29 protein-coding genes and 1 other RNA gene are annotated in these 25595 nt (G+C 72.7%); 23 read left to right on the forward strand and 7 right to left on the reverse strand.

Going from position 1 to position 25595, the window contains the following annotated elements; genetic code table 11:
• Window positions 1-18: 18 nt before the first annotated feature.
• Window positions 19-333, reverse strand: a complete 315-nt coding sequence (locus O2W16_RS20200) for a DUF6343 family protein (protein WP_269160626.1) — start codon at window positions 331-333, stop codon at window positions 19-21.
• A 45-nt stretch (window positions 334-378) separates the two neighbouring features.
• Here O2W16_RS20200 and prfB point away from each other — a divergent pair, with 45 nt between their 5' ends.
• The 5 genes from prfB (at window position 379) to O2W16_RS20225 (ending at window position 4791) form a co-directional block, all read left to right on the forward strand.
• Window positions 379-1491 (forward strand): peptide chain release factor 2, encoded by a 1113-nt coding sequence (gene prfB, locus O2W16_RS20205; RefSeq protein ID WP_269160627.1) that lies wholly within the window; start codon window positions 379-381, stop codon window positions 1489-1491.
• Window positions 1492-1668: 177 nt separating this feature from the next.
• The gene (ftsE, locus tag O2W16_RS20210; RefSeq protein WP_269160628.1) at window positions 1669-2358 is read left to right on the forward strand and encodes a cell division ATP-binding protein FtsE; all 690 of its coding nucleotides are present in this window, start codon (window positions 1669-1671) and stop codon (window positions 2356-2358) included.
• Between the two features lie 57 nt (window positions 2359-2415).
• Window positions 2416-3300 carry a permease-like cell division protein FtsX gene (gene ftsX / locus O2W16_RS20215; RefSeq protein ID WP_269160629.1) on the forward strand — a complete coding sequence of 295 codons (885 nt, stop codon included), beginning with the start codon at window positions 2416-2418 and terminating at the stop codon, window positions 3298-3300.
• 85 nt (window positions 3301-3385) lie between these two features.
• Window positions 3386-3862 carry an SsrA-binding protein SmpB gene (smpB, locus tag O2W16_RS20220; protein WP_269160630.1) on the forward strand — a complete coding sequence of 159 codons (477 nt, stop codon included), beginning with the start codon at window positions 3386-3388 and terminating at the stop codon, window positions 3860-3862.
• Window positions 3863-3867: 5 nt separating this feature from the next.
• The gene (locus tag O2W16_RS20225; protein ID WP_269160631.1) at window positions 3868-4791 is read left to right on the forward strand and encodes an NADP-dependent oxidoreductase; all 924 of its coding nucleotides are present in this window, start codon (window positions 3868-3870) and stop codon (window positions 4789-4791) included.
• Between the two features lie 7 nt (window positions 4792-4798).
• Here O2W16_RS20225 and O2W16_RS20230 read toward each other — a convergent pair whose 3' ends face one another.
• Window positions 4799-5125 carry a DUF1905 domain-containing protein gene (locus O2W16_RS20230; protein ID WP_269160632.1) on the reverse strand — a complete coding sequence of 109 codons (327 nt, stop codon included), beginning with the start codon at window positions 5123-5125 and terminating at the stop codon, window positions 4799-4801.
• Window positions 5126-5210: 85 nt separating this feature from the next.
• On the opposite strand from O2W16_RS20230, the gene O2W16_RS20235 reads away from it, so the two are divergent.
• Window positions 5211-6101 carry an amidohydrolase family protein gene (locus O2W16_RS20235; RefSeq protein ID WP_269160633.1) on the forward strand — a complete coding sequence of 297 codons (891 nt, stop codon included), beginning with the start codon at window positions 5211-5213 and terminating at the stop codon, window positions 6099-6101.
• An 11-nt stretch (window positions 6102-6112) separates the two neighbouring features.
• Window positions 6113-7108, forward strand: coding sequence for a GNAT family N-acetyltransferase (locus O2W16_RS20240; protein WP_269160634.1), 996 nt, complete (start codon window positions 6113-6115; stop codon window positions 7106-7108).
• Between the two features lie 46 nt (window positions 7109-7154).
• Here the strand turns inward: O2W16_RS20240 and O2W16_RS20245 are convergent, their stop codons facing one another.
• A complete protein-coding gene (locus O2W16_RS20245; protein WP_269160635.1) occupies window positions 7155-8666 on the reverse strand; it encodes an MFS transporter in 1512 nt (503 codons plus the stop codon).
• Between the two features lie 203 nt (window positions 8667-8869).
• Entirely contained in the window at window positions 8870-9499 is a 630-nt protein-coding gene (locus O2W16_RS20250) for a TetR family transcriptional regulator (protein WP_269160636.1), read from the reverse strand.
• A 122-nt stretch (window positions 9500-9621) separates the two neighbouring features.
• Between O2W16_RS20250 and O2W16_RS20255 the strand changes: the two genes are divergently transcribed.
• The 4 genes from O2W16_RS20255 (at window position 9622) to corA (ending at window position 13453) form a co-directional block, all read left to right on the forward strand.
• A complete protein-coding gene (locus O2W16_RS20255) occupies window positions 9622-10623 on the forward strand; it encodes a hypothetical protein (RefSeq protein ID WP_269160637.1) in 1002 nt (333 codons plus the stop codon).
• Window positions 10624-10641: 18 nt separating this feature from the next.
• Window positions 10642-11523: an SCO6745 family protein gene (locus O2W16_RS20260; protein WP_269160638.1), complete on the forward strand. Its 882-nt coding sequence runs from the start codon at window positions 10642-10644 to the stop codon at window positions 11521-11523.
• Entirely contained in the window at window positions 11520-12056 is a 537-nt protein-coding gene (locus O2W16_RS20265) for a carboxymuconolactone decarboxylase family protein (RefSeq protein WP_269160639.1), read from the forward strand. The genes O2W16_RS20260 and O2W16_RS20265 overlap by 4 nt, the downstream gene beginning before the upstream one ends.
• Before the next feature lie 251 nt (window positions 12057-12307).
• Window positions 12308-13453: a magnesium/cobalt transporter CorA gene (gene corA, locus O2W16_RS20270; protein WP_269160640.1), complete on the forward strand. Its 1146-nt coding sequence runs from the start codon at window positions 12308-12310 to the stop codon at window positions 13451-13453.
• A 36-nt stretch (window positions 13454-13489) separates the two neighbouring features.
• On the opposite strand, the gene O2W16_RS20275 is transcribed toward corA, so the two are convergent.
• A complete protein-coding gene (locus O2W16_RS20275; protein ID WP_269160641.1) occupies window positions 13490-14395 on the reverse strand; it encodes a dioxygenase family protein in 906 nt (301 codons plus the stop codon).
• A gap of 475 nt (window positions 14396-14870) precedes the next feature.
• Between O2W16_RS20275 and ssrA the strand changes: the two genes are divergently transcribed.
• From ssrA to O2W16_RS20295, 4 genes are all read left to right on the forward strand, one after another.
• Window positions 14871-15246, forward strand: a transfer-messenger RNA (tmRNA) gene (ssrA, locus tag O2W16_RS20280).
• 167 nt (window positions 15247-15413) lie between these two features.
• Window positions 15414-15881, forward strand: coding sequence for a hypothetical protein (locus tag O2W16_RS20285; protein ID WP_269160642.1), 468 nt, complete (start codon window positions 15414-15416; stop codon window positions 15879-15881).
• A 42-nt stretch (window positions 15882-15923) separates the two neighbouring features.
• On the forward strand, window positions 15924-17540 hold the full coding sequence (locus O2W16_RS20290) for a sodium-dependent transporter (RefSeq protein WP_269160643.1): 1617 nt from the start codon (window positions 15924-15926) through the stop codon (window positions 17538-17540).
• The gene (locus tag O2W16_RS20295; RefSeq protein WP_269160644.1) at window positions 17537-17671 is read left to right on the forward strand and encodes a methionine/alanine import family NSS transporter small subunit; all 135 of its coding nucleotides are present in this window, start codon (window positions 17537-17539) and stop codon (window positions 17669-17671) included. The genes O2W16_RS20290 and O2W16_RS20295 overlap by 4 nt, the downstream gene beginning before the upstream one ends.
• Before the next feature lie 77 nt (window positions 17672-17748).
• On the opposite strand, the gene O2W16_RS20300 is transcribed toward O2W16_RS20295, so the two are convergent.
• Window positions 17749-18783, reverse strand: a complete 1035-nt coding sequence (locus O2W16_RS20300; RefSeq protein WP_269160645.1) for a 5-methyltetrahydropteroyltriglutamate--homocysteine methyltransferase — start codon at window positions 18781-18783, stop codon at window positions 17749-17751.
• Between the two features lie 170 nt (window positions 18784-18953).
• Here O2W16_RS20300 and O2W16_RS20305 point away from each other — a divergent pair, with 170 nt between their 5' ends.
• The 4 genes from O2W16_RS20305 (at window position 18954) to O2W16_RS20320 (ending at window position 22375) form a co-directional block, all read left to right on the forward strand.
• Window positions 18954-19892 carry a non-heme iron oxygenase ferredoxin subunit gene (locus O2W16_RS20305; protein WP_269160646.1) on the forward strand — a complete coding sequence of 313 codons (939 nt, stop codon included), beginning with the start codon at window positions 18954-18956 and terminating at the stop codon, window positions 19890-19892.
• Window positions 19889-20371, forward strand: coding sequence for a hemerythrin domain-containing protein (locus O2W16_RS20310; protein WP_269160647.1), 483 nt, complete (start codon window positions 19889-19891; stop codon window positions 20369-20371). The genes O2W16_RS20305 and O2W16_RS20310 overlap by 4 nt, the downstream gene beginning before the upstream one ends.
• A gap of 139 nt (window positions 20372-20510) precedes the next feature.
• On the forward strand, window positions 20511-21728 hold the full coding sequence (locus O2W16_RS20315) for a sensor histidine kinase (RefSeq protein WP_269160648.1): 1218 nt from the start codon (window positions 20511-20513) through the stop codon (window positions 21726-21728).
• The gene (locus O2W16_RS20320) at window positions 21716-22375 is read left to right on the forward strand and encodes a response regulator transcription factor (RefSeq protein ID WP_269160649.1); all 660 of its coding nucleotides are present in this window, start codon (window positions 21716-21718) and stop codon (window positions 22373-22375) included. The genes O2W16_RS20315 and O2W16_RS20320 overlap by 13 nt, the downstream gene beginning before the upstream one ends.
• Before the next feature lie 46 nt (window positions 22376-22421).
• Here O2W16_RS20320 and soxR read toward each other — a convergent pair whose 3' ends face one another.
• Entirely contained in the window at window positions 22422-22871 is a 450-nt protein-coding gene (gene soxR, locus O2W16_RS20325) for a redox-sensitive transcriptional activator SoxR (RefSeq protein WP_269160650.1), read from the reverse strand.
• A 96-nt stretch (window positions 22872-22967) separates the two neighbouring features.
• Between soxR and O2W16_RS20330 the strand changes: the two genes are divergently transcribed.
• The 4 genes from O2W16_RS20330 (at window position 22968) to O2W16_RS20345 (ending at window position 25526) form a co-directional block, all read left to right on the forward strand.
• The gene (locus O2W16_RS20330) at window positions 22968-23270 is read left to right on the forward strand and encodes an antibiotic biosynthesis monooxygenase (protein ID WP_269160651.1); all 303 of its coding nucleotides are present in this window, start codon (window positions 22968-22970) and stop codon (window positions 23268-23270) included.
• Between the two features lie 62 nt (window positions 23271-23332).
• Window positions 23333-24127, forward strand: coding sequence for a MerR family transcriptional regulator (locus O2W16_RS20335; RefSeq protein ID WP_269160652.1), 795 nt, complete (start codon window positions 23333-23335; stop codon window positions 24125-24127).
• 218 nt (window positions 24128-24345) lie between these two features.
• Window positions 24346-24819, forward strand: a complete 474-nt coding sequence (locus tag O2W16_RS20340; protein ID WP_269160653.1) for a GNAT family N-acetyltransferase — start codon at window positions 24346-24348, stop codon at window positions 24817-24819.
• A complete protein-coding gene (locus O2W16_RS20345) occupies window positions 24816-25526 on the forward strand; it encodes a class I SAM-dependent methyltransferase (protein WP_269160654.1) in 711 nt (236 codons plus the stop codon). Before O2W16_RS20340 ends, O2W16_RS20345 begins: the two co-directional genes overlap by 4 nt.
• Window positions 25527-25595 lie beyond the last annotated feature (69 nt).

Consider the following 25595-nt stretch of genomic DNA (forward strand, 5'->3'; position numbering starts at 1 on the left):
GCCGGCACCCGCGCGCGGTCAGCCCGGTTCGCCGCGCAGCTTGCGGCGGGCCACGACCACCAGGTCGACCAGTGCGATCACCGCCAGCACGGTCACGGCGATCGGGAGGACCAGCGGGACGTCGGCGAGGAAGGCCAGCACCGCCAGGACGGCGCACACCACCAGGCCGAAGGTCGCCAACGCCAGCCGCAGGGTCAGCGCGCTGCGGGCGTTCCCTGCGCCGCCTTCCTGGTACCTGGGCTGGGACTCGGGGATCCCGTGCGGGAAGTGGTCGCGCTCGTACTCGGTCAGGTCGTCGGGGGTGCGCCGGTCGTCCGGCGGGGACGTGCTCATGCCGCCGGAGGTACCCGGTGGTGCGGCGCACTACCCTGGATCGACGTGGCCGCTGACTTCTCCGTCGTCCTGGACGAACTCGACACGACCTTGAAGTCCATCGAGGCCGTGATGCGGGTCGATGACCTGCGTCGGGAGGTGGCCGAACTCGAGCAGAAGGCCTCCGCACCCGACCTCTGGAACGACGTCGAGGCCGCCCAGGCGGTGACCTCGCGGCTGTCCTACCTGCAGGGTGACCTGCGCCGGGTGGAGGAGCTGCGCAGCCGCCTCGACGACGTCGGGCTGATGCACGAGATGGCGGCCGAGGAGGGCGACGAGGCCACCACCGCCGAGACCGAGCGGGAGCTGGCGAGCATCCGCACCGTGCTCGACGAGCTCGAGGTGCGCACGCTGCTCTCCGGGGAGTACGACGAGCGCGAGGCGCTGGTGACCATCCGCTCGGAGGCCGGGGGAGTGGACGCCGCCGACTTCGCCGAGATGCTGATGCGGATGTACCTGCGCTGGGCCGAGCGGCACAAGTACCCCACCGAGGTCTACGACGTCTCCTACGCCGAGGAGGCCGGCATCAAGTCGGCGACCTTCGCCGTCAAGCACCCCTACGCCTACGGCACGCTCTCGGTCGAGCAGGGCACCCACCGGCTGGTGCGCATCTCCCCGTTCGACAACCAGGGCCGCCGGCAGACCTCCTTCGCCGGCGTCGAGGTGCTGCCGGTCGTCGAGCAGACCGACCACGTCGACATCCCGGAGAACGAGATCCGGGTCGACGTCTTCCGCTCCTCCGGCCCCGGTGGGCAGAGCGTCAACACGACCGACTCCGCCGTCCGGATGACCCACATCCCGACCGGCATCGTCGTCTCCTGCCAGAACGAGAAGTCCCAGATCCAGAACCGGGCGGCTGCCCTGCGGGTGCTGCAGGCCCGGCTGCTGGTGGTCCGGAAGCAGGAGGAGCGGGCCCAGATGGACGCGCTCAAGGGCGAGGGCAGCAGCTGGGGCAACCAGATGCGCTCCTACGTGCTGCACCCGTACCAGATGGTCAAGGACCTGCGGACCGAGGTCGAGACGGGCAACCCGAGCAACGTCCTCGACGGAGAGATCGACGCCTTCATCGAGGCCGGGATCCGGTGGCGCCGGCAGCAGGAGACGGCCGAGCTCGACTAGCCGGCCGCGGTCGGGGCGCGGGGGAGAGACCGGCCACAGTCGGACCCGGCCCGACGGCACGCAGGGTGACCGCGACCGTGGCCGGGCCGTCCGTTGCTCACTGTCCGTCCATGAGGTTGCGGGACGCGCCGGGCGAACGGATCATCCACCGGCGCCGGACAGGTACCGTGGCCCCTCGTGATCGAATTGCAACACGTCTCCAAGATCTACCCGACCAGTCCTCGGCCGGCTCTGGACGACGTCTCGATGCAGATCGACAAGGGGGAGTTCGTCTTCCTCATCGGTTCGTCGGGTTCGGGCAAGTCGACCTTCCTGCGGCTGCTGCTGAAGGAGGACAGCCCCACCAAGGGCGTCATCACGGTCAACGACAAGAACCTGAACACGATGAGCAAGTGGCAGGTGCCCAAGCTCCGCCGCACCATGGGCTGCGTCTTCCAGGACTTCCGGCTGCTGCGCAACAAGACGGTCGCCGAGAACGTCGCCTTCGCCCTCGAGGTGATCAACAAGCCCCAGCGCACGATCAAGCGGGTCGTGCCCGAGGTGCTGGAGATGGTCGGCCTGGACGGCAAGGAGAACCGGCTGCCCAACGAGCTCTCCGGTGGTGAGCAGCAGCGGGTGGCGATCGCCCGGGCGTTCGTGAACCGGCCGCTGGTGCTGCTGGCCGACGAGCCCACCGGCAACCTGGACCCGGAGACGAGCCAGGACATCATGCTGCTGCTGGAGCGGATCAACCGCACCGGCACCACCGTGGTCATGGCCACGCACGACTACCACATCGTCGACTCGATGCGGCGCCGCGTGATCGAGCTGACCGACGGCGTCGTCAGCCGCGACCAGAGCCGCGGCGTCTACGGCGTGGGTCGTTGAGGTGCGGGTCGCTGACCAGCCGATGACCGCCGGACCGCAGAACACGACAGGGAACTGATGCGCGTCAACTTCGTCCTCTCCGAGGTGGCTGCCGGGCTGCGTCGGAACCTGACCATGACGGTCGCGATGATCCTGACCACCGGGATCTCGCTGGGCCTCATGGGCACCGGCCTGCTGATCGCCAACATGATCGGCGACATGCGTGAGATCTACTACGACAAGATCCAGGTCTCGATCTACCTCGCCGACGACGTCACGGACGAACAGCGTGACTCGATCGCCGCGCAGCTGGACGCCTCACCCGAGGTGCAGGACTACATCTACGAGACCCGCGCCGAGGCCTACCAGCGCTTCACCCAGCAGTTCCAGGAACAGCCGGCGCTGATCGCCAACACCCCGGAGGACGCGCTCCCGGAGAGCTTCCGCGTCGAGCTGGTCAACCCCGAGCGGTACCCGGTCATCGCCGAGCAGTTCCCGAACGGGGCGGCCGGCGTCGACGAGGTCCGCGACGAGGGCGACTTCCTGGACCGGCTGTTCAGCCTGCTCAACGGCGCACGCAACGGCACCCTCGCGGTGGCCCTCGTGCAAGCCCTGGCCGCGTTGCTGCTGATCTCCAACACGATCCAGCTCGCGGCCTTCAACAGACGCAACGAGACCAACATCATGCGGCTGGTCGGCGCCTCCCGCTGGTACACCCAGCTGCCGTTCATCCTGGAGGCGGCGCTCGCCGGTCTGATCGGTGCGCTGCTGGCCATCGGCGGCCTGGTGCTGACCAAGATCCTGTTCGTCGACAAGACGCTCGCCGGGCCGATCAAGGCGGGCATCATCCCGCCGGTCGACTGGTCGGCGATCATCGCGATCTCGCCGATCATCGCCGCCGCCGGGGTGGGCCTGGCCGCCGTCGCCGCCTACGTGACGCTGCGGCTCTACGTCCGCCTGTAGCGGTCGTCCCGCACCGGCCATGGCGCCTGGTCCCCTCGGGGGTCGGGCGCCATGATCGGTTGCGGCCCCTGGGTAACCTGGCCTCATGCCGCGGGAACAGGGGCGCAAGTTCATCGCCCAGAACAAGAAGGCGCGGCACGACTACTCGATCCTGGACACCTACGAGGTGGGCCTGGTGCTGACCGGCACCGAGGTGAAGAGCCTGCGTGCCGGCCGCGCCTCCCTCGTCGACGGCTTCGCCAGCGTCGACGACGGCGAGGTGTGGCTGCAGCACGTGCACATCCCCGAGTACACCGAGGGCACGTGGACCAACCACGCCCCGCGCCGCAAGCGCAAGATCCTCATGCACCGAGCCGAGATCGAGAAGCTCATCGGCAAGACCAAGGAGGGCGGGCTCACGCTCGTCCCGCTGGACCTGTACTTCAAGGACGGCAAGGTCAAGGCCACCCTCGCGCTGGCCAAGGGCAAGAAGAGCTACGACAAGCGCCAGGATCTGGCCGAGCGTGACTCCCGCCGGGAGATGGAACGCGCCTTCGGCCGCTACGTGAAGGGACGGCGCTGACCTCCATGCGCGGCATCGCCTACGACCGGTTCGGCGACGAATCGGTCCTGCAGTTGCGTGACGACCTGCCCGAGCCCCCGGTGGGGCCGGACACGGTGCTGGTCCGCACCCGCGCGGCCGGGGTGAACCCGGTCGACATGGGCATCCGGGAGGGTGGCCTGGCCGGCTTCTACCCGCACCACTTCCCGATCGTGCCGGGCTGGGACCTGGCCGGCGTCGTGGAGCAGGTCGGGCCGGCGGTGGTCGACTTCGCCCCCGGCGACGAGGTCTTCGGGTACGTGCGCCGGGACGACGTCCAGTGGGGGACGGCGGCCGAGCTCGTCCCCGCCCCGCAGCGCTGCATCGCGCACAAGCCCGACTCGCTCGGGTTCACCGAGGCCGCTGCGCTGCCGCTGGCCGGGCTGACCGCCTACCAGGCGCTCACCGAGGCGCTCGACGTCGGCGAGGGCGACCGGGTGCTGGTGCACCGGGCCGCCGGCGGGGTCGGCTTCTTCGCCGTGCAGATCGCCGCCGCGCTCGGCGCGCACGTCATCGGCACCGCCAGCCCGCGCAACCACGGCTTCCTGCGGGATGCCGGCGCCGCCGAGGTGCTCGACTACGACGCCGGTCCGATCTCCGCCCAGCTGTCCGAGCCGGTGGACGCCGTCCTGGACCTGGTCGGCGGGCCTGCGCTCGGCGACGCCCCGGACCAGGTGCGCGACCCGAAGCGGATCGCCAGCGTCGTCGACCCGGTGGTGCTCGACCTCGGCGGCCGGTACGTCTTCGTCCGTCCCGAGCGGCACGACCTGGAGGAGCTCGGCCGGATGGCCGACGCCGGGCAGCTGCGGGTGGCGGTCGCCAAGGCGTTCCCGCTGGCCCAGACGGCCGACGCCCAGCGGCTGGTGGCCGGCGGGCACGTGCGCGGCAAGGTCGTCATCACGCTTCCCTGATCCCGCCTCAGATGGTCGGGCCGCTCCCGTTGGCGGCCCGACCGCCACGAGAGGCAACGCGTAGCGCGACCGTCACCGTGTCGCCGTCGTCCACGTGCTCCTGGGCGCGGACGTGCTGCTTCACCGGCAGCAGGTAGCCGCCGGCGCGCGGCAGCAGCGACGTCTCCCACTCGGTGGCGCCGATCCGCACGCGCACGGGGACCGCACCCCAGCCGTAGCTCGCCACGGTGGCCTCGGCCCTGATGCGGTCGCACACGTCCGCGGGCAGGGGCAGCCAGTGGAACGGCGCCGGGCCGCGCCACTCGAACAGCTCCGCGGTGAAGGTCGCGTCCACGCCGCCGGAGGCTAGTGGCGATCACCGGGTCCGGGGACGCGTGCGGCCGCGGGCCCTGGACGGGAGCGGACCTAGGGTGGCCCTCGTGGTCGCAGCCCCCGTCGACGACGACGACGTCCCGAGGTACTGGCGGGAGCTGGGGCTGCCCGGGCTGGTCGACGTGCACGTGCACTTCCTGCCCGAGCGGGTGCAGGCGAAGGTCTGGCAGTACTTCGCCGAGGCGGAGACGCACTACGGGGCGCCGTGGCCGGTCACGTACGCGCTGCCGGTCGAGGAGCGGCTGGCGGTTCTGGCGGCCCTCGGCGTCCGCGCCTTCCCGACGCTGCCCTACCCGCACCGGCCGGGGATGGCCGCGTGGTTGAACGCCGAGGCGGCCACGTTCGCGGCGCAGCACCCACAGGTGCTGCACTCGGCGACCTTCTACCCGGAGCCGGACGCGCAGTGGTACGTGGAGGAGGCGCTGTACGCCGGCGCGCGGGTGTTCAAGGTGCACGTGCAGGTCGGCGACTTCGACCCGCGGGACCCGTTGCTCGAGCCGGTGTGGGCCCGGTTGGCCGAGACCGGTACGCCGGTGGTCATCCACTGCGGTTCCGGGCCGCTGCGCGGGGAGCACACCGGCCCGGCGCCGATGGCCGGCCTCCTGGAGGTCTTCCCCCGGCTCCAGCTGGTGATCGCCCACCTCGGCATGCCCGAGTACGAGGCGTTCCTGGACCTCGCCGAGCAGTACGAGCGGGTGCACCTGGACACCACGATGTTCGCCACCGACTTCACCGAGCGGCTGATGCCCTTCGACCGGGCACTGCTGCCCCGGCTGGCCGCGCTGCGGGACAAGGTGGTGCTCGGCAGCGACTTCCCGGCCATCCCGTACCCCTACGCCCACCAACTGGCCGCGCTGCACCGGTTGGGCCTGGGGGAGGAGTGGCTGCGGGCGGTCCTCTGGCACAACGGTGCACGGCTGTTCGGGGTCACCGCCTAACCTCGGGCCTCGTGAACTCTGCGCCGCTGGCCCTGCCCGAGGGCCTCTCCGCCCGCCCGATCCGTCCCGACGACGTCGTCGCCGTCGCCGAACTGCTCGCCGTGGCGGAGGCGGTCGACGACACCGGACTGCACGAGTCGCCCGAGGACCTCACCGGGCTGTGGGCCAGCGAGCTGGTCGACCTGGAGCAGGACACCCGGCTGGTGAGCACGGCGGACGGCACCGTCGTCGGCTACGCCACCACGATCGCGCCGCCCACGTTCCGGGACGCCTACGGCGTGCACCTGCAGGGGCGGGTGCTGCCGGAGTGGCGGGGCCGGGGCATCGGCCGGGCGCTGCTGGCCTGGCAGCTGGTGCGGGGCGAGGAGCTGCACGCCGAGCGGCACCCGGAGTCGCCGGCCCGGCTGACCGCCACCGTGTACACGACGATGCCCTCGCTGGAGGCGCTCGTGCGCCGGGCCGGGCTGGAGCAGGTCCGCTGGTTCTTCCACATGGAGCGCCCGCTCACCGACCTTCCGCCGCGGCGCCGGCTCGACGGCATCGACCTGCTGCCCTTCACCTGGGACCGGGACGAGGAGGTGCGGCTCGCGCACAACGCCGCCTTCACCGAGCACTACGGCTCCAGCGAGCGCGACGTCGCCTCCTGGCAGGTCATGTTCACCGGCATGCGGACCTTCCGCCCGGACCTGTCGGTGCTGGCCATCGAGGACGGCGAGGTGCTCGGCTACGCGCTGGCCTACGTCTCCGAGGCGACCGCAGCGGCCAGCGGCTCCCGGGAGAGCTACTTCGGCCAGATCGGCGTCCTCCCGTCCGCCCGGGGCCGGGGGGTCTCCAAGGCCGTGATCATCGAGGCGATGCACGCCGCTGCGGCACAGGACTGCCAGACCTCCGGTCTGGAGGTCGACAGCGAGAACGTCACCGGCGCGCTGGGGCTGTACGAGAGCCTGGGCTTCACCACCGCCCGCACCCAGGTCTCCTGGTCCCGGCGGCTGGCGCCGCTGCGCTGACGCGCAGGAGGGGCCGGCGTCGTGACGTCGGCCCCTCCTGGACGGGTCAGGCGGCCAGAGCAACCTCAGCGGGGAGGTCGTCCTTCTTCGCCCGGATCAGCACGATGCTCAAGACCAGGGCGACCGCCAGGAACACCGCGGCCCAGATGAAGGCCACGTGGTACCCCTGCACGAACGCCTCGCCCGGGGCCGCGCCCGGGTTGTCGACGAGGTACCCGGTGACCGCCGAGGCGTAGAAGGTGTTCAGCAGGGCCAGGCCGAGCGAGCCGCCCACCTGCTGGCTGGTGTTGAGCACGGCCGAGGCGATCCCGGTGTCGTGGCTCGCCACCCCGACCAGCGCCGTGCTGGAGGCCGGCACGAACACCGCCGCCATGCCGAGGCTGATCGCCACCAGGGCGGGGAGCACCTCGACGACGTAGGAGCTGGTCGCGCCGATCCGGGTCAGCCACAGCATGCCCAGCGCGGCCACGAGCAGACCACCGATGATCAGCGGCCGCGGCCCGACTCGGGGGAGGACCTGGGAGACCACGCCGGCGCCGAGGATGATCCCGCCGCTGAAGGGCAGGAACGCGAAGCCGGACTCCAGCGGGCTGTAGCCCAGGGTCTGCTGGAAGTAGAAGGTCAGGAACAGGAAGATCGCGAAGATCCCCGCGCCCACCAGAAGGAAGACCAGGTAGGAGCCGCCCCGGTTCCGGTCCAGGACCACGCGCAGCGGCAGCAGCGGGTGGCTGGCCCGCTGCTCGTAGAGCACGAACGAGACCAGCAGGACGGTGGCCGCGGCCAGCAGGGTCAGCGTGAGCGGGTCGGTCCAGCCCACGCCCTCCTCGGCGGCCTTGCTGAAGCCGTAGACCAGGCTGACCAGCCCGGCGGCCGACAGCAGCACGCCCGGTACGTCGTAGCGCCGGTCGCCGTCGGCGCGGCTCTCCTTCACCAGTCCGATCGCGAAGACGGCGGTGGCCAGGGCGATCGGCACGTTGACGCCCAGCGTCCAGCGCCACGAGGCGTACTCGGTGAGCACCCCGCCGAGGATCAGGCCGATCGCGGCGCCACCGCCGGAGATGGCACCGAAGACCCCGAAGGCGCGGGCCCGCTCCTTGGGGTCGGTGAAGGTGACCGCCAGCAGGGACAGCGCGGCCGGCGCGAGCAGCGCCGCGAACGCACCCTGCAGGCCGCGAGCGGCGAACAGCAGCTCCTGGTTGGGGGCCAGGCCGCCCAGCGCGGAGGCGCCGGCGAAGCCGATCAGGCCGATCAGGAAGGCGCGCTTGCGGCCGGTGAAGTCGGCGATCCGGCCACCGAGCAGCAGCAGGCCGCCGAAGGCGAGCGTGTAGGCGGTGACCACCCACTGGATGTTGGCGGCGCTGATGCCCAGGTCGAGGCCGGCGTCGGGGAGGGCGATGTTCACGATCGAGGCGTCCAGCACGACCATCAGCTGGGCGACGGCGATGACGGCGAGGGCCAGCCAGCGGCGGGGGTCCGGGCCCTCGGTGTCCGGTGCGGGCGGTGGTGGCGCGTCGGGGGCGCCGGTCCCCGGTGGGGTGGTCAGGCTGTCTGCGGGCATGGCGGAGCCGTCCTTCCTGCGCAGGGCGCAGTGCGGGCTGAGGGGATGAGGGCAGGGGAGGGCTCACGGCCGGCGACGGTGCGCGGTCGCGTGGTGCTGGAGGAGCCCGGGCAGGCGGGACGGCGCGACGGTGCGCGGTCGGAGTGCGGAGGGCCTGCCGGAGGAGGGCCGGCGGGGTCGGGGCCGGCGGGGTGGGGAGCGGGTCAGCTCACGGATCGGGCCAGTCCGCCGCCGGCCAGTCGCAGGCAGTCGCGGACGAGGTCCAGGAAGTGGTCGAAGGAGTCCTCGGGGTCCCAGGCCTCGATCGCCGTGTTGAAGGCGGCGAAGGCGGTGTTGAGGACCAGTGCGGCGTGCAGCTCGTCGCCGTCCGGGGTGCGCCGGGCGACCCAGTCCCGCAGGTCGGGCCCGAAGCTGTCACAGACGTCCCGCGACGAGTCGCAGAGCTCCGGTGACTGCTGGAGCAGCCGCTTCTGCAGGGGCAGCCGGTCGGCGAGGAGCTCGGCCAGGCCGAGGACGAGCCCGGTGAGCGCTTCCCACAGCGGCTCACCCCCCGGGGCGTCCGCCAGGAGCTCGCGCCACTGCTGCAGCTCCTGCGGATCGAGGTCGTAGACGACGGCTTCCTTGCTGCGGAAGTAGCTGAAGAACGTCGTCCGGGAGACACCGGCCTCGGTGGCGATGTCCTCCACGCTCACCGCGTCGAACCCGCACTCGCTGATCAGGCGCAGCGCGGTCGAGCGGATCGTCCGCCAGGCCTCGAGCTTCTTGCGCTCCCGGAGGCCCAGCACGCGACCGACCGGGCAGTGTGGGGTCTTCCCCTGCCCGGATACGGCCATGGGAGCACCGTAGACCTGAACCTGAACTCAGTACAGACTTTTACCCAGTCCAGTTTCCTGGCCGGAGTCGTCTGGCCCGATGACGGCGGTACCGGCGCACGAAGAGGCGTAGGGTCGATGTGATGCGGAGCATCCTGCGGACGGCCGTCGTGGCCGCGGCCGCGCTGGGCGCCACGGTGCTCGGGGCGCCGGCTGCTGGTGCTGCCGAGGAGCCCACCGAGCGTCGCGGCGCCACGGTGCAGAGCACCGTCGGGTACGACGTGTCCCACCCGCAGTGCGGCCAGACGCTGCCGGACGACGCGGCCTTCGCGGTCATCGGCGTCAACGGCGGGATCGCCACCACGGAGAACCGCTGCCTGGCTGACCAGTGGGAGTGGGCGAACGAGTCCTCGGGCGCGGTGCCGGCCCAGCCGCGGGCGCAGCTCTACGTGAACACCGCCAACCCCGGCGAGGTGCGCGAGCAGGTGACCACCTGGCCGCGGCTGGGCGTCAACCGCTACGGCGTGTGCGACGGCGACAACAGCGCTGCCTGCTCCTACGAGTACGGCGTCGACCGGGCCGAGAACGACGTCCGGATCGTGCTCGACACCCTGGGTGACGCGTCCCCGGGAGCCGGGGACATCGCCGTGGAGAGCCGCGCCGACCTCGTCGGCCTGCGGTGGTGGCTGGACGTCGAGACGATGAACACCTGGCAGACCGACGGCGCCGCCGCGCAGCGGAACAACCGGGCCACCCTGGAGGGGATGACCGACCACCTGGAGTCGGTGGGTGGTCGGGTCGGGCTCTACTCGACCGGCTACCAGTGGGGCGAGATCGTCGGCGACGTGCCCTCGTGGAGCAGCCTGCACGGCCTGGACAGCTGGCTGGCCGGAGCCCGCAGCCTCTCCGGCGCGGTGGCGAACTGCTCCGACGCCCCGCTCGTCGACGGCGGCCGGGTGATCATGACCCAGTACGTCGAGGACGACCTGGACCACAACCACTCCTGCGTCGCGGCCGCCCTCTCGGCCCCGGCGACCACGGCCCCGGCCACCAGCGCGCCTGCCACCACCGCGCCCAGCACCACGACGCCGGCCACCACGGCTCCCGCCAGCACGACGCCGACCAGCGCGGGGGCGTCCGGCTGAGTCGTTAGGGTGCGCGGCATGGTCAGCGTCGATCAGCCCGCCGTCCCGCTCGCCCCCGACCTCCGCCTGGTCGCCCGCACGCACCGGCGGCTGGAGCCGCTGCACTCGCACGTCTACTTCGCGCCGGAGACCGACGAGCACCTGACCGCAGCCGGGCTGCGCCCCGGCCGGATGGTCTACTTCGCCGGCCGCGCGGCGGCGATGGGCGCCGTCGGCCCCGGCGTGGTGACCGCGACGTTCGCCAACTTCGCCCCCGCGATCGTCGCCCGGCACCTGCCCCGCGCCTGGACCCTCGCCAGCCCCGACCAGGTGCTCGCCGCCCGGACGGCGGCCGCCACCGCCTCGCTCACCCGGCTCCTCGACGGCGCCGACGAGAGCAGCCTGGGCGAGCTGGCCGGCCTGCTCCGCGAGGCGTGCACGGCGCTGACGCCGGAGGCCCGGCCGCTGTTCGCCGCCCACGCCGACCTGCCCTGGCCCGAGGACCCGCTGCTGCAGGTCTGGCACGGCGTCACCCTGCTCCGCGAGCACCGCGGCGATGGGCACGTGCTCAGCGTCGTCCGGCACGGGCTGACCGGGCTGGAGGCGCTGGTCACCCACACGCTCACCGGCCGCGGGTTCACCCGGCAGGCCGCCCAGGCGACCCGTGGCTGGTCCGACGAGGAGTGGACGGCGGCGCTGACCGGCCTGACCGAACGCGGCCTGGTCGTCGACGGGGTGCTCACCGAGGTCGGCCAGCAGTTGCGGGCGTCGATCGAGCAGGAGACCGATGCGCTGTCGGCCGCCCCGTTCGTGCACCTGGGCACCGAGCGCACCGAGCGGGTCGCCGAGCTCGCCGGCGACCTGACCGGCCGGCTGCTGGGCAACGGCGCGTTCCCGGCCGGCGTGCTGACCCGGTCGTGACCGGCGCGCGGCTGCCCGACGCCGACGGCGACGGCCCGGCCGCCGAGGTGCTGCGGGCCCGGCGTGGGGGAGAGCTGTCCTCGCTGGACCGCCTGCTGCTGCACAGCCCCGCCGTCGCCGAGGGGTGGAGCGCACTGCTCGGGGCGCTGCGCAACGGGACCACGCTGACCGCCGACCTGACCGAGCTGGTGGTGCTCCGGGTCGCCGTGCTCAACGACGCGGCCTTCGAGTGGGTCGCGCACGAGCCCGCCGCCCGCCGGGCCGGGGTCACCGACGCGCAGCTGGCCGCGCTGCGGACCCGCGACCCCGCCGCGGCGCCGGTGTTCTCCGCCGTCCAGGCCGCCGTGCTGCGGTTCACCGACGCCTCGAGTCGGCAGGTCGACGTCCCCGATGCGGTCTTCTCCGCGGTGCGCGCGCACCTCGACGACCGGCAGGTGGTCGAGCTGGTGACCACCGTGGCCGGGTACGCGATGGTGTCCCGGTTCCTGGTGGCGCTGCGGGTGCCGGCACCGGCCGGCGAGGTCGCCGGCTGACCTCCCCCGTCCGTTCACCCCCTGGTGGGGCGATCGGGGTGACCGGGAGCGGCACCGCGTGTCACGATGGACGACGGCCGCGTGACGGACGCCGGCCCTGGGGAGACGGGAGGTGCTGGGCCGTGCGATCGGAGCCTCCCAGTCACAGTCCCCGGGTCCCCTCCCGCTGACGCCCCCGGTCACCTGACCCGGCCGGGCACGCCCGCGGGGACCTGCTGCCCCCGTCCCCGCGTCTCCTGGGAGCCCCTGCCGTGGCCGATCGTCGTCTCGCCCCCCGCACCGCCCTGTCCACCCTCACCCGCCGCCCGCGCGCCGTCCTGGTGCCCCCGCGCCCGGCGGAGCAGCCCGGGTCGGTCGCGGCGACGGAGCGGCGTTCCCGGATGGTCGACAACGCGGTCTACGCCGCCGGCCGGCGGATCGCGACGCCGGCGTCGGCGGCCGAGAGCCACGAGTGGCTGACCGAGGGCTTCGACGACCGGATGGTCTGGCTCGGGCTGTACCGCCCGGAGCCGGCCGCGCTGGGTGAGCTGGCCGAGCAGTACGACCTGCCCGACCTCGCGGTCGAGGACGCCATCCACGCCCACCAGCGGCCGAAGTTCGAGCGCTACGGCGACACGCTCTTCGTCGTCCTCAAGGCCGCCCGCTACCTGGACGAGGCCGAGGAGGTGGAGTTCGGCGAGCTGCACCTGTTCCTCGGCAAGGACTTCGCCATCACCGTGCGGCACGCCGAGTCGCCGGACCTGGCCCGGGTGCGCCGCCGGCTGGAGAGCTCCCCGGAGCTGCTGGCCCGCGGCACCGAGGCGGTGCTGTACGCGATCCTCGACGCCGTCGTCGACGGGTACGCCCCGGTCGTCGCCGGGCTTGACAAGGACATCGACGAGATCGAGGTCGAGGTGTTCCGCGGCGACCCGCAGGTGTCGCGGCGCATCTACGAGCTGTCCCAGGAGGTCGTGGACTTCCAGCGGGCGGTCCAACCGCTGACCGGCATCCTCGCCGCGATCACCGCCGGGTTCGAGAAGTACGGCGTCGACGAGGAGCTGCGCAGCCACCTGCGCGACGTCGCCGACCACGTCACCCAGATCACCGAGCGGGTCGAGGGCTTCCGGCTGCAGCTGCGCGACATCCTCACCGTGAACGCCACGCTGGTCGCCCAGCGGCAGAACGAGGAGATGAAGACCCTCACCGAGACGAGCCTCGCCCAGGGCGAGGAGGTCAAGAAGATCTCCGCGTGGGCGGCCATCCTCTTCGCCCCCAGCCTCGTGGGCGGGGTCTACGGGATGAACTTCGAGAACATGCCCGAGACCGAGTGGGACTACGGCTACCCGTTCGCCGTCGTGCTGATGTTCATGGTCAGCCTCACGCTGTACGTGATCTTCAAGCGCCGCGACTGGATCTGAGGGAGGCCCCGCCGCCCTGCAGCGGTGCCCCCGTGGTCACGGGGACGGCGTCCCGGTCGGCTCGACGACGAGGTCGATGACGGCGAGCCGGAACGGGTTCACGATGCCGAACCGCTCGGCCTGTTCGGCGTCGTCGACCGGGGCGAAGTCGCGGACCAGGCTGCGCTTGACCGCGAAGACCGCGTCTTCGTCCAGGTACGGGCTGCCCTCGACGAAGATGTGCGTGGTCACCGGCACGTACCCCGGTGCGTCGGCGATGAAGTGGATGTGCGCCGGCCGGTACGGGGGCCGGTCTGTCGCCGCGAGCAGTTCCCCGACCGGACCGTCGGTGGGGATGGGGTAGTGCGCCGGCACGGTGGTGCGGAACCAGAACCGGCCCTCGTCGTCGGTGGTGAACAGGCCGCGGCCGTTGCCCGGCGGCTGCACGTCGGGCTGCTGGACGTCGTAGAAGCCGTGGTCGTCGGCCTGCCACACGTCCACCTCCGCGCCGGGCACCGGTTCACCGGAGACCGACAGCACCCGGCCGGTGACGACGCACGGCTCGCTGGCGCCCACCTCGTCGATCGAGTCCCCGTTGCGGCGAGGCGGGGAGGTGGTCATGTGGAAGGGCCCGAGGACGGTCGCCTCGGTGGCCCCGCCGACCTTGCGGTGGTTGATGTTCTCCACCAGGGAGGAGACACCGAGGACGTCGGAGAGCAGCACGAACTCCTGCCGCACGTCGTCGCACTTCTGGCCGGTGCGGGTGAGGAAGTCGATGGCGTGCTCCCACTCCGCCAGCGTCGGCTCCACCTCCCGGATGGCGGTGTGCAGCCCACGCACGAGCGCGCCCAGCACCTCGCGCAGCCGGGCGTCCGACGTCCCGGCGAAGCTGGCGACGACGGCGTCGGTGACGGTGTGTTCGTCGATGTCGGCGACGACGTCGTCGGTCTGCGCGTCGGTCATGTCCCTCCCTGCTGTGGCGCCGTGGTCACGGCGTGCGCCGGACTGTGACAGCGGACACGGTCTCCAGGCTAGAGGGAGGGCGGGACCCAGCTCAGCGGGCCCGCGCAGGGGGTGCTGCCTGTCGACGTGGTGGATCGAGCAGGAGGAGTCCGACGTGAGCGACGACGCTTCGACCTCGACGGACTGCCGACCAGGGTCCTGTTCGGGGCTGGGCGGCGGGCCGACGTGCCGGGCGAGGTGGCGCGCCTGGGCGGGCGTCGGGTCCTGATCGTGACCGGGAGGACCAGGTCGACGGGGTCGCGGAATGGGTCGCGGCCGCGGCTCCGGCCGCGCCACGCGAGGTCACCGCCCAGGACGTCCGCGGCGTGCTGCACGCCGCGCTGGCCGGACGCGGCTGACCGAAGGGCGGTCCCGCGCTCGCGCGGGGGAACAACCCCGAGGTGGTTGCCGTTATGCTGGCCGTACAACTACACAGGGGGGCGATTGGTCTCGACTGCGGTCGTTTGACCAGGGGAAGCGAGCCGAGGAAGGCAACGATGATCTCGTTAACCATCCGTTGCAAAAAACACAAGCGCCGATTCCAATCAGCGCGACTTCGCTCTCGCTGCCTAACAGCAGCTAGGCGAGTCTGTCAGCCCGGGTTCGTCATCGGCCCGGATCCTGGCATCAGCTAGATGACTCACCGCACGCATCGGTCGCGGGTGCGTGTGGGACACCAAACAGCGACTGGGCCCGTCATCCCGACTCGTTCGTGAGATCGGGAGGGCCGAGCAGAGGCAGAGCGAACTGCGCTCGGAGAAGCCCTGGTGATGCGTCGCAGGACGCGGGTTCGATTCCCGCCGCCTCCACCCCCCCGAGGTCTCCGCACGGCGTGCGGAGGTCCTCGTAGTCACACGAACCGCCCCGGACCGTCAGGTCCGGGGCGGTTCGTCGTCTCCGGCGTCGTCGGACAGCCCGACCCATCGGTCCGCGTGTGCAGCGGCCCGTCTCCGGGCACGGTCGTGGGCCAGGAGGTGTCATGTCCACATCTGAGGAGAACCGCTCGTCGGCTCGTTCGGGCCCGAGGGTGAAGCGGTGGCTGCTGCTGGCGCTGATCGGTCTGGTCGTGCTGGTGGCCCTCGCCGTCGCTGCCGTCGTCGTTGCCCAGCAGGGCGACCCGGTCGACCTGAGCGAGGGGGTCAGCGCCGCGGAGGTCGGCCAGGACGTCGACGCATCCGGCCTGGTCGTCAGCGAGACCATCCAGAGCGTCGGGTTCTTCGTCGACACCGACAGCGGCCCGGTCTTCGTGTACTACGGCGACACGACCGACCGGTTCGGCATCGGGACCACGATCGCCGAGCTCGAGGGCGAGGTGGCGGCCGTCACCGACAGGTTCCTCGACGAACTGGGCGGTGAGCTGGAGCCCGAGCAGCTCGCGCTCCTGGCCGAGTTCGAGGTCTACGTCCAGGCAGACGAGCTCACGGTGGTGCCCCGTGCCGGCAGCTGAGCCGGTGCACGGTCTGGACGTCGTCGCCGAACAGGAGGCCGCGTGAGCACGACGGCAGGGCACGCCGCGGAACGACCTGACCAGGAGCGCCGCCGCGGCGGCTTCAGCTCCCGGCGCGTCTTCATCCTGGCGGCGATCGGATCGGCCGTCGGGCTCGGCAACATCTGGCGGTTCCCCTACGTCGCCTACGAGAACGGCGGCGGCGCCTTCCTGCTGCCCTACCTGATCGCCCTGCTGACCGCCGGCATCCCGTTCCTGCTGCTGGACTACGCGATCGGCCATCGCCACCGCGGCTCGGCACCGCTCTCCTTCGCCCGGCTGCGCCGCGGCGCCGAGGGGCTCGGCTGGTGGCAGGTGGGCATCTGCTTCGTCATCGCCGTCTACTACGCGGCGGTCATCGCCTGGGCGCTGCGCTACACCTTCTTCTCCCTCGACCAGGCCTGGGGCACCGACCCCGCGGGCTTCTTCTTCGACGAGTTCCTCCAGGCCGGTGACGTCCGGGTCACCGCCGACGTGGTGCCCGGGGTCCTGGTACCCCTCGCGCTGGTCTGGCTGGCCGTCCTGGTGATCATGGCCCTCGGCGTCCAGCGCGGTATCGGTGCCACCTCGCTCGTCTTCATCCCGGTGCTGGTGCTCGCCTTCGCCGCCCTCGTCGTGCAGGCGCTGCTGCTGCCGGGCGCCGCCACCGGCCTGGACGCGCTGTTCAGGCCCGACTGGTCGGCGCTCGCCTCCGCGCCCGTCTGGGCCGCCGCGTTCGGCCAGATCTTCTTCTCGCTGTCGATCGGCTTCGGCATCATGATCACGTACTCCTCGTACGTGGGCCGGCGCGAGGACATGATCGGCTCCGGGCTCGTCGTCGGCTTCGCGAACTCCGGGTTCGAGCTGCTCGCCGGCATCGGCGTGTTCGCCGCCCTGGGCTTCATGGCCCAGGCCGGCGGGGTCCCGGTCGGCGAGGTCGCCGACGACGGGATCGGCCTGGCCTTCATCGCCTTCCCGGCGATCATCAGCGAGGCCCCGGCCGGTGCGCTCCTCGGCGTGCTGTTCTTCGGGTGCCTCGTCATCGCCGGCATCACCTCGCTGGTGAGCGTGATCGAGGTCGTGGTCTCCGCCGTCCGCGACAAGCTCGACACCGGCCGGCTGACCGCGACCCTCCTGGTCGGCGTCCCGGCTGCGGTGCTGAGCCTGGTGCTGTTCAGCACGACGAGCGGCATCTACGTGCTCGACGTCGTCGACCACTTCGTCAACCAGTACGGCATCCTCGTCGTGGCGCTGGTCAGCATGGTGGTCGTCGCGTGGGCGCTCCGGGCGCTGCCCGCCCTCGGCGCGCACCTCAACGTCCACGGCCGTCCCCGGGTGGGCAGCGGCTGGCGGTTGCTGACGAGCGTCGTCGCCCCGGTGGCCCTGGCAGTGGTGCTGGTCTTCGCACTTCGGGACGACCTCGCCGCGCCGTACGAGGACTACCCCACCTGGCTCCTGCTGGTCCTCGGCTGGGCGCTGGTCGTGGCGCTGCCGCTCATCGGCTTCCTGCTCGGCCGGCTGCCGTGGCGCGCCGGGACCCACCTGGACGGACCGCCCCCCGGCTCCGACCCGGCGGAGCCGCTGCACGCGCCCGATCCGGCCCCGCACAGCCGCCCCCAGGACGACGGAGGACCCCGATGAGCACGGCGGCGATCGTGATGATGGTGGTGGCGATGGTCGTGATCTGGGGTGGCCTCGCCCTGGCCGTCGCCAGCCTGCTGCACCACGGCGCCGTCGAGGACCGCCCCGGGGTGCCGCGCCGGGACCTCTGACCACGAGGAACGGCGTGCGCCGAGGGCCAGCCGACGCGGCTGCAGCTGGCAGTCGGCGCACGCCGTTCGCCGTCCGGTCAGAGCTCGGCGCGCAGCAGCTCCGCCGCCTGGGCGAGGGACCGCATCTTGCCTGCGGCCGACTCCCGCGGCAGGTACTTCAGCCCGCAGTCGCTGGACAGCACCAGCGTGTCGACGTCCACGTGGTCCAGGGCGCGGCGCACCCGGTCGGCGACGACCTGCGGGGCCTCCACCTCCGGGGTGGAGAGGTCCAGGACGCCGAGGGCGACGCCCTTGCCGCGCAGCGGCCGCAGGGTCGCCGGGTCCAGGTGCGACTGCGCCGTCTCGATCGAGATCGCGGCGGCCGGCACGTCGGCCAGCTGCGGCAGCACCGAGTAGCCCTCGGGACGGTCGGCGACCATCGCCGCGTAGCCGAAGCAGACGTGCACGTGCACCGGCCCGGGAGCGTCGGCGAGCGCTGCGGTGAGCACCTCGACGCCGTAGCGGCGGGCCACCTCGGGGCGGGCCTGCAGCCACGGCTCGTCCAGCTGCACGATGTCGGCGCCGGCGGCGAACAGGTCGGCGATCTCCGCGCGCACGACCTCGGCGTAGGCCAGCGCCAGGGCCCGGTCGTCGCCGTAGTGGTCGTCCTGTGCCTGCTGCGCCATGGTGAACGGGCCGGGCACGGTGATCTTCACGGCCCGGTCGGTGTGCGCGCGCAGGAACCGCACGTCCGCCGCCTGCACCGCGGCCGGCCGGCGGATCTCACCCACCACCCGCGGCGCCGGGATGTCGATGCCCGAGCGGTTCCGCACCGAGCCCGGGTGGTCCAGGTCCAGCCCGTCGAGCGCGGTGGCGAAGTGGTTGGAGTAGGACTCGCGCCGGATCTCGCCGTCGCCGACGATGTCCAGCCCGGCCTCCTCCTGCACCCGGATGGTGGCCAGCGTGGCGTCGTCCTGGGCCTCCTGCAGGAACTCCGGGGGCACCCGCCACAGCTCCTTGGCCCGGACCCGGGGCGGGAACTGGTGCCCGAGCCGGTCGCGGTCGATCAGCCAGTCCGGCTGGGGGAGGCTGCCGACGACGGTCGTGGGCAGCGGGGGGAGCGAGGCGGGCACGGTTCCTCCTGAGGACGTGGACGTGCCCGATCCTCCCTGCTGCGTGCGACGGAGCCAGCGGAGGCTCCCTGCCGGGCCCGGACACCGAGGTCTGCTCCGCCCCGGCGACGTCGTTTCGTCCGCCGGGCATGGGGCACCCGGGGGGACATGACTGGACGGGACGTCCCCCGGTGAGCCTGCGGAGTCGGCTGGAAGGTGTCCTGGGGGCGGTCGAGCGCTGGGACGTCCTCGACGCGCCGGGCTACGAGGTGGAGCACGGCATCGCGCTGACCTACCTGCTCACCGGCCGGCTGGCCCGACCGCTGCAGGACCTGCTGCACGGCGTCTGGCTGGGCCACCCGCTGCACCCCGCACTGGTCACCGTGCCGGTCGGGGCCTGGACGGCGGCGCTGGTGCTCGACGGTCTCGACGCGACCGGCCGCGGTGGTCCGGGAGCCGGCCCGGCGGCCCGGGCCGTGGTCGGCGTGGGGGTGGCCGGCGCGGTGGCGTCCGCGGCGACCGGGTTCACCGACTGGCAGCACGCGCACGACGGGGCCCGGCGGGTCGGACTGGTGCACGCCGGGCTGAACAGTGCCGCTCTCGCGCTGTACGGCTGGTCCTTCGCCGACCGCGGGCGCGGCCGGGCGGTGCGGGCCCGGGTCACCGCGGCGACCGGTCTCGCGCTCACGGTGGCCAGCAGCTGGCTGGGCGGGGCGCTGTCCTACCGCCACGGTCTCGGCACCGACCACGCCGACCGCAGCCCCGAGCCGCGCCGGTTCACCCCGGTGCTCGCGCAGGCCGACCTCGTCGACGGGGAACCGGTCGGGGTGGACGTGGCCGGAGTGCCGGTGGTGCTGGTCGCGCAGGACGGCGAGGTCCACGCCGTGGGTGGCATCTGCCCGCACCAGGGCGCACCGCTGGGGGAGGGGTGGCTGCACCGCGGGGAACTGGTGTGCCCGTGGCACGGGTCGCGCTTCGACCTCGCCACCGGGGAACCGGCGCAGGGCCCGTCGACCGCGCCGCTGCCCTGCTTCGAGACCCGGGTGAGCGACGGCCAGGTCGAGGTCCGCCGCCGGGCGCACTGGCGCAGCGCCACCGCCACGACGACCGCCGAGGAGGCGTCCCGATGAAGGCCGACCAGGTGCTGACCGCCCACCACGACGTGCTGCGCGGGTTGCTGCGACAGCTCGCGGAGACGACCGACGACCAGGTCGCGGACCGGCGGCGGCTGCGGGACCAGCTGCTGCGCGAGCTGGAGGTGCACACCCAGATCGAGGACGAGCTTTTCTACCCCGCCGTCCGGGACGTCTCCCCGCTGCTCTCGCTGGCCCACGCCGAGCACCGGCAGATCGACGAGCAGCTCGCCACGGTCATGCGCACGCCCGTGGACGACCCGGAGTTCGTCACCGAGGTGCGGATGCTGTCCTCGACGCTGCACCACCACACCTTCGAGGAGGAGCAGCGGATGTTCCCCCAGGCGCACGCCCTCGGTGAGGAGCGGCTGGAGCAGCTCGGCCGGCAGCTGCAGGAGCGGCAGGAGGAGCTCGGCCGCTCTGGCGCGATGCGGCTGATCGTGCGGCTCAAGCGGATGACGCTGAAGCTCGTCTGACCCGCCTCTCATCTGACCCGCCCGGGTACAGCAGGCTGTACTCCTGGCCCGGTTCGCTGTCCCCGCCCGGTGCCGGGCCCTAGCGTCAGCAGCCGTGGCGACGACGAGCAGGCAGCGCGCGGGTGGCCGGCGAGGCCCCGTGGCCCGCGCCGCCGGCCGCAGCCTCGTGGCCCTGGAGCAGCTGCCCGGTGCGCTGGGCACCGCGTTGCTCGCCCTGGGCGTGCTGCTGTTCCTGCTGGGCGCACTGCTCACCAGCCTGGTCGGCATCGGCCTGCTGGCGCTGCCCGCCGGCCTGCGCGGGGTCCACGCCGTGGCCGAGCGGGAACGGGCCCGGCTCGGTCGCTGGGGCCCAGAGGTCGTCGGCCCACGGCCCCCGCCGCGGCGGCTCCGGGATGCGGCCGCCGACCCGGCCACCCGGCGTCAGCTGCGCTGGCTGGCGGGGCACGCGACGGCCGGCCTGCTGCTGTCGGCGGTCGGGCTGCTGCTGCCGATCTACGCCGTCCGGGAGCTCACCTTCCCGCTGTGGTGGCAGCTGCTGCCCGACGAGGAGGCCACCGATGCGCTCACCTTCTGGGTGGTGTCCGACTGGGCCGACGTCGTCCCGGTCGTGGGCATCGGCCTGGCCTGGGCGCTGCTCACCGTCGTCCTCACCCCGCCGGTGGCCGACCTCCTGGCCCGGCACGGACGCCGGCTGCTCGCCGCGGACGCCGGCACGGACCTCTCGCTGCGGGTCGCGGAGCTCACCGCCACCCGCGCCGCCGCCCTGGATGCGCACGCCACCGAGCTGCGCCGGATCGAGCGCTCGTTGCACGACGGCGCGCAGAACCGGCTGGTCGGGGTCTCGGTGCTGCTGGGGGCCGCCCGGCGGGCCGTGTCCCGGGACCCCGCGGCCGCCGAGGAGATCCTCGGGCGGGCGCAGGACGCCGCGGAGCAGGCGCTGGCCGAGCTGCGGTCGGTGGCCCGCGGCATCCTGCCGCCGGTGCTGGAGGACCGCGGTCTGGCCGGCGCGCTCACCGGGCTGGCCGCGACCTCCGCCGTGCCGTGCCAGGTGGACGTCGACGTGCCGGTCCGCTGCGCCGCTTCGGTCGAGGCGACGGCGTACTTCGCCGTGGCCGAGGCGCTGACCAACGTGTCCCGGCACAGCGGTGCCGGCCGGGCCGCCGTCGACGTGCGGTTGCGTGAGGGGCGGCTGTGCGTCCGCGTCACCGACGACGGCACCGGCGGGGCGGTCGAGGGCGGCGGCACCGGACTGGTCGGCATCCGCCGCCGGGTCGAGGCGCACGACGGCACCCTCACCCTGACCAGCCCGCCCGGCGGGCCCACCACCCTGACCGTGGAGCTGCCGTGCGGATCGTGATCGCCGAGGACGACGCGCTGCTGCGCGAGGGCCTCGCCCTGCTGCTGCGTGCCGAGTCGCTCGACGTGGTGGCGACCGCGGCGGGTCCGGCGGAGTTCCTCACCGCGCTGGACGAGCACCGGCCCGACGTCGCGATCGTCGACGTCCGGATGCCGCCCACCCACACCGACGAGGGGATCGTGGCCGCCGTCGAGGCTCGGCGCCGCCGCCCGGACCTCGCCGTCCTGGTGCTGTCGGCGCACGTGGAGCAGGCGTTCGCGACCGACCTGCTCGCCGGCGGCGCCGCCCGGCTGGGCTACCTGCTCAAGGAGCGGGTCGGCCGGGTGGAGGAGTTCCTGGGCGCCCTGCACCGGGTGGCTGCCGGCGGCACCGCGATCGACCCCGAGGTGGTCGCCCAGCTGTTCGCCCGCACCCGGACCGACACCCGGCTGGAGCGGCTCAGCCCGCGGGAGCGGGAGGTGCTCGCCCTGATGGCCGAGGGGCTGGGCAACACCGCGATCGGGGAGCGGCTGGTGGTCACCGACGGTGCGGTGCACAAGCACATCCGCAGCATCTTCGCCAAGCTCGACCTGCCTCCCGACGACCGGGCCGACCGCCGGGTGACCGCGGTGCTCCGCTACCTGGACGACGTCCGCCGCCGGGCCTAGGGACGCCACCCGGTCCGCGGTCCGACGGTCGACCCGGTCCAGACCGCTACGAGGAGGGGTCCATCTGCGCTCGTCGGATCAGCCGGGCGCCCGGGCCCTCCGTGGCTGCCTCGTCGCCCGGGTTGTACAGCGGGCACCGGTCGAGGGAGAGGCAGCCGCAGCCGACACAGCCGTCGAGTTCGTCGCGGAGGGTCGTCAACTCCGCGATGCGCGCGTTGACGTGGGAGCGCCACGACGCCGACAGCACCGACCACTCGGCTCGGGTCGGTGCTCGGTCGGTGGGCAGATCGGCGAGTGACTGACGGATCTGGGCGAGGGACAGTCCGATTCGCTGCCCGGCGGCCACGACGGCCAACCGGCGCAACGTCCAGCGCGGGTAGCGGCGGTGGCGGCCCGCCGAGCGAGTGCTGCTGATGAGGGCGATCTCCTCGTAGTAGCGGAGGGTCGCCGGTGACAGCCCGGCCCGGTGGGACAGCTCTCCGATGGTCAGCAGCACATCGGCAGCCTCACGGGCAGAGGGGTTGACCTCAAGTCCCCTTGAGATGTGACGGTCCTCCTGGCTGACGCAGAGGGCGTCGCCGGAGGAGGACAGATGTTCGCGGTGGTCTACCGGTGGCGGCTGCGACCGGGGAGCGAGGAGCAGTTCCGCGACGGCTGGGAGCGGGTGACCCGCGCCATCCGCACCGGTTGCGGCAGTCACGGGTCCCGGCTGCACCGCGCGGCCGATGGCACGTGGGTCGCCTATGCCCGCTGGCCCGACGCTGCCACGCGGGAGCGCTGCGCGTTCGACGAACCCGAGGGAGAGCGGCTGATGTCCGAGTCGGTGGCTGAACGGTTCCCCGAGCTGACGCTCGAGCTGGTCAGCGATCTGCTGACGGAGCCGACCGCGCCCTGATCCGTCTCTCGAACGCCTCGCTTGACCTTGACACTGTGTGAGTGGGTGAAGTAGGTGGCGACATGTTGAGCATCGGGGAACTGGCGCACCGCACGGGAGTCTCCCGGCGCATGCTGCGTCACTGGGAGGAGATCGGCCTCCTGGCGCCGGCCGAGGTGGACGACCGGACCGCCTACCGGAAGTACAGCGTGAGTCAGACGGGTCGGGTCCGCGCCATTGCGGCACTTCGTGCTGTCGGCTTCGGGCTGGACGCCGTCGCCGATCTCCTCAGCTCGGATCTCTCCGAGTCTCGACTCATGGCGCTGCTCCAGACGCGTGAGGTCGAGCTGGTGGCCCAGATCTCCGGAGCATCGATGCATCTGCAGGAGGTGCGGGTCCGCCTCGACTCCCTACGAGAAGGACGTCGCGTCATCATGAGCTCTCTCGAACTGGGTCCCCTTCCAGGTCTGCAACTGGCGTCGCTGCAGACGTCCGTCGGGGACGAGTCCGAGATCGGGGTGGCAGTGGACGAGCTGACCCGCGCCTTGCGCTCCCAGCTGGCTGCTGCCGGCCGGCACGATGCTGAGGTCGTCCTCACCTACGACGGGATGGCGGACGAGGAGTCGATCCAGGTGACGGCCGGGGTGTCCGCCGACGGCCGGGGGACCGGCCCCGAGCTCGCGCTCGTCGTCGTTCCCTCGTCCGAGCGCGGAGTGACGGTCCGCTACGACGTCCCACCCCCCAGCATCGGTGACGCCTGGATCACGCTCGATGCGCAGCTCGAGCAGTCCCGCGTGCGCACCCGAGGGACCTACCGGCAGACGCTGACCTCTGGGGGTGGAGTGGTCCTCCAGGCACCCGTGGTCTCCCTGCTCTAGATCCGCTGTCCCTCGGGCAGTGCGTACGGCGGTTGCCCGTCGTTCTGCAGTGACCGCCACGCGAGGGGCCCCGTTGTGTCGGCGAAGGGGAACACGGCATGCTGCCCGGCATGACGACGACGTGGTGGCCCACCCGCTAGGTGGTCCATGTCCGAGTCCACCTGTCCCGGTGGGCTCGTCGTCGCACGCGGTCCGCCTCCTCCATGGAAGGACCGCCCGTGCCCTCCCTCCCCACTCTCCGGCTCCTGGACGTCGCTGAGTCCGGTGAACTGCTGACCCTGCAGCGGGCCGCCTACGTCACCGAGGCCCAGCTGTACGGCGACGTCCGGCTGCCTGCGCTCGTGCAGACCCTCCCCGAGCTGCACGCCGAGCTCACCGCCGCCAGCTGCCTCGGGGCCTGGCTGTGTTCCCGACTGGTGGCCGCAGTCCGGGCGCGCGAGGACGACGGCGTCCTGCGCATCGGCCGGCTCGTGGTCGCCCCCGACCTGCAGGGGCAGGGCATCGGCGGCCGGTTGCTGGCCGCTGCGGAGACCACGACGCGACTGCCCCGGGCGGCCCTGTTCACCGGTGCGCGAAGTACGGCGAACCTCCGGCTGTACGAGCGGTGCGGGTACGTGGAGACATCTCGGGAGGAGCTGCGCCCGGGCGTCGAGCTCGTGCACCTGGTCAAGCAGTTGTCCGGCACCCGATGAGCGACCTGTGTAACGAGGCCCGCAGCATCGGGGAGTTCCTCGTCAGCGCGCGTGACGCTGACGAGTACCGGGCTATGTTCGACCTCACCGACGGCGACCTGACCGGACGGGTGCTCGACTGCCCCGGCGGCGGGGCCAGTTTCACGGCCACCGCCTGTGCCCGTGGCGTCGACGCGGTCGCTGTCGACCCGGTGTACGCCGCGCCGCCGGCAGCGCTGATCGCCCAGTTGGACGCCGAACTCGCCCGCGGTGCCGCCTGGACCCAGGCCACCGCCGACCGATACCTGTGGGACTTCTACGGCGCCCCGGCGGCACACGCCCGTCGCCGCGGGGAGTCCGCCCAGGTCTTCGCGGCCGACCTGCTCGCCCACCCGAAGCGGTACGTTCCCGCGTCGCTGCCACACCTGCCCTTCCCCGACGGGTCCTTCGACCTCGTGCTCTCCTCCCACCTGTTGTTCACCTACGCCGACCGGCTGGACCACGACTGGCACCGGGCGGCGATGCAGGAGATGGTCCGGGTCAGCCGCGGCAGGGTGCGGGTCTTCCCGCTGGTCGACCAGGCGGGTGCGCGGTTGACCGGGCTCGTCGAGAACCTCGTGTCCGAGATGAGCGCGGCCGGGGTCGTCGCGAGCCTGCGGCCGGTCCCGTTCGAGTTCCAGCAGGGAGCACGGGAGATGCTCGAGCTCGACGTCTCCCGGCAGCGGTGACCAGTGCACGGTTCCGGTGCCCACACGGTGCGGTCCGCTCCCAGATCCTCTCGCTGCAGAAGACTCGAC

Origin of the sequence: Modestobacter sp. VKM Ac-2984, from assembly GCF_026967985.1 — a bacterium.
Taxonomy (GTDB): Bacteria; Actinomycetota; Actinomycetes; order Mycobacteriales; family Geodermatophilaceae; genus Modestobacter.

Bases quoted from the DNA above. Each gene is read 5' to 3' on its own strand.
- O2W16_RS20200 (WP_269160626.1), bottom strand. From the start codon at position 333: ATGAGCACGTCCCCGCCGGACGACCGGCGCACCCCCGACGACCTGACC.
- ftsX (WP_269160629.1), top strand. From the start codon at position 2,416: ATGCGCGTCAACTTCGTCCTCTCCGAGGTGGCTGCCGGGCTGCGTCGG.
- smpB (WP_269160630.1), top strand. From the start codon at position 3,386: ATGCCGCGGGAACAGGGGCGCAAGTTCATCGCCCAGAACAAGAAGGCG.
- O2W16_RS20225 (WP_269160631.1), top strand. From the start codon at position 3,868: ATGCGCGGCATCGCCTACGACCGGTTCGGCGACGAATCGGTCCTGCAG.
- O2W16_RS20245 (WP_269160635.1), bottom strand. From the start codon at position 8,666: ATGCCCGCAGACAGCCTGACCACCCCACCGGGGACCGGCGCCCCCGAC.
- O2W16_RS20250 (WP_269160636.1), bottom strand. From the start codon at position 9,499: ATGGCCGTATCCGGGCAGGGGAAGACCCCACACTGCCCGGTCGGTCGC.
- O2W16_RS20255 (WP_269160637.1), top strand. From the start codon at position 9,622: ATGCGGAGCATCCTGCGGACGGCCGTCGTGGCCGCGGCCGCGCTGGGC.
- O2W16_RS20260 (WP_269160638.1), top strand. From the start codon at position 10,642: ATGGTCAGCGTCGATCAGCCCGCCGTCCCGCTCGCCCCCGACCTCCGC.
- O2W16_RS20275 (WP_269160641.1), bottom strand. From the start codon at position 14,395: ATGACCGACGCGCAGACCGACGACGTCGTCGCCGACATCGACGAACAC.
- O2W16_RS20285 (WP_269160642.1), top strand. From the start codon at position 15,414: ATGTCCACATCTGAGGAGAACCGCTCGTCGGCTCGTTCGGGCCCGAGG.
- O2W16_RS20295 (WP_269160644.1), top strand. From the start codon at position 17,537: ATGAGCACGGCGGCGATCGTGATGATGGTGGTGGCGATGGTCGTGATC.
- O2W16_RS20310 (WP_269160647.1), top strand. From the start codon at position 19,889: ATGAAGGCCGACCAGGTGCTGACCGCCCACCACGACGTGCTGCGCGGG.
- O2W16_RS20330 (WP_269160651.1), top strand. From the start codon at position 22,968: ATGTTCGCGGTGGTCTACCGGTGGCGGCTGCGACCGGGGAGCGAGGAG.
- O2W16_RS20335 (WP_269160652.1), top strand. From the start codon at position 23,333: ATGTTGAGCATCGGGGAACTGGCGCACCGCACGGGAGTCTCCCGGCGC.
- O2W16_RS20345 (WP_269160654.1), top strand. From the start codon at position 24,816: ATGAGCGACCTGTGTAACGAGGCCCGCAGCATCGGGGAGTTCCTCGTC.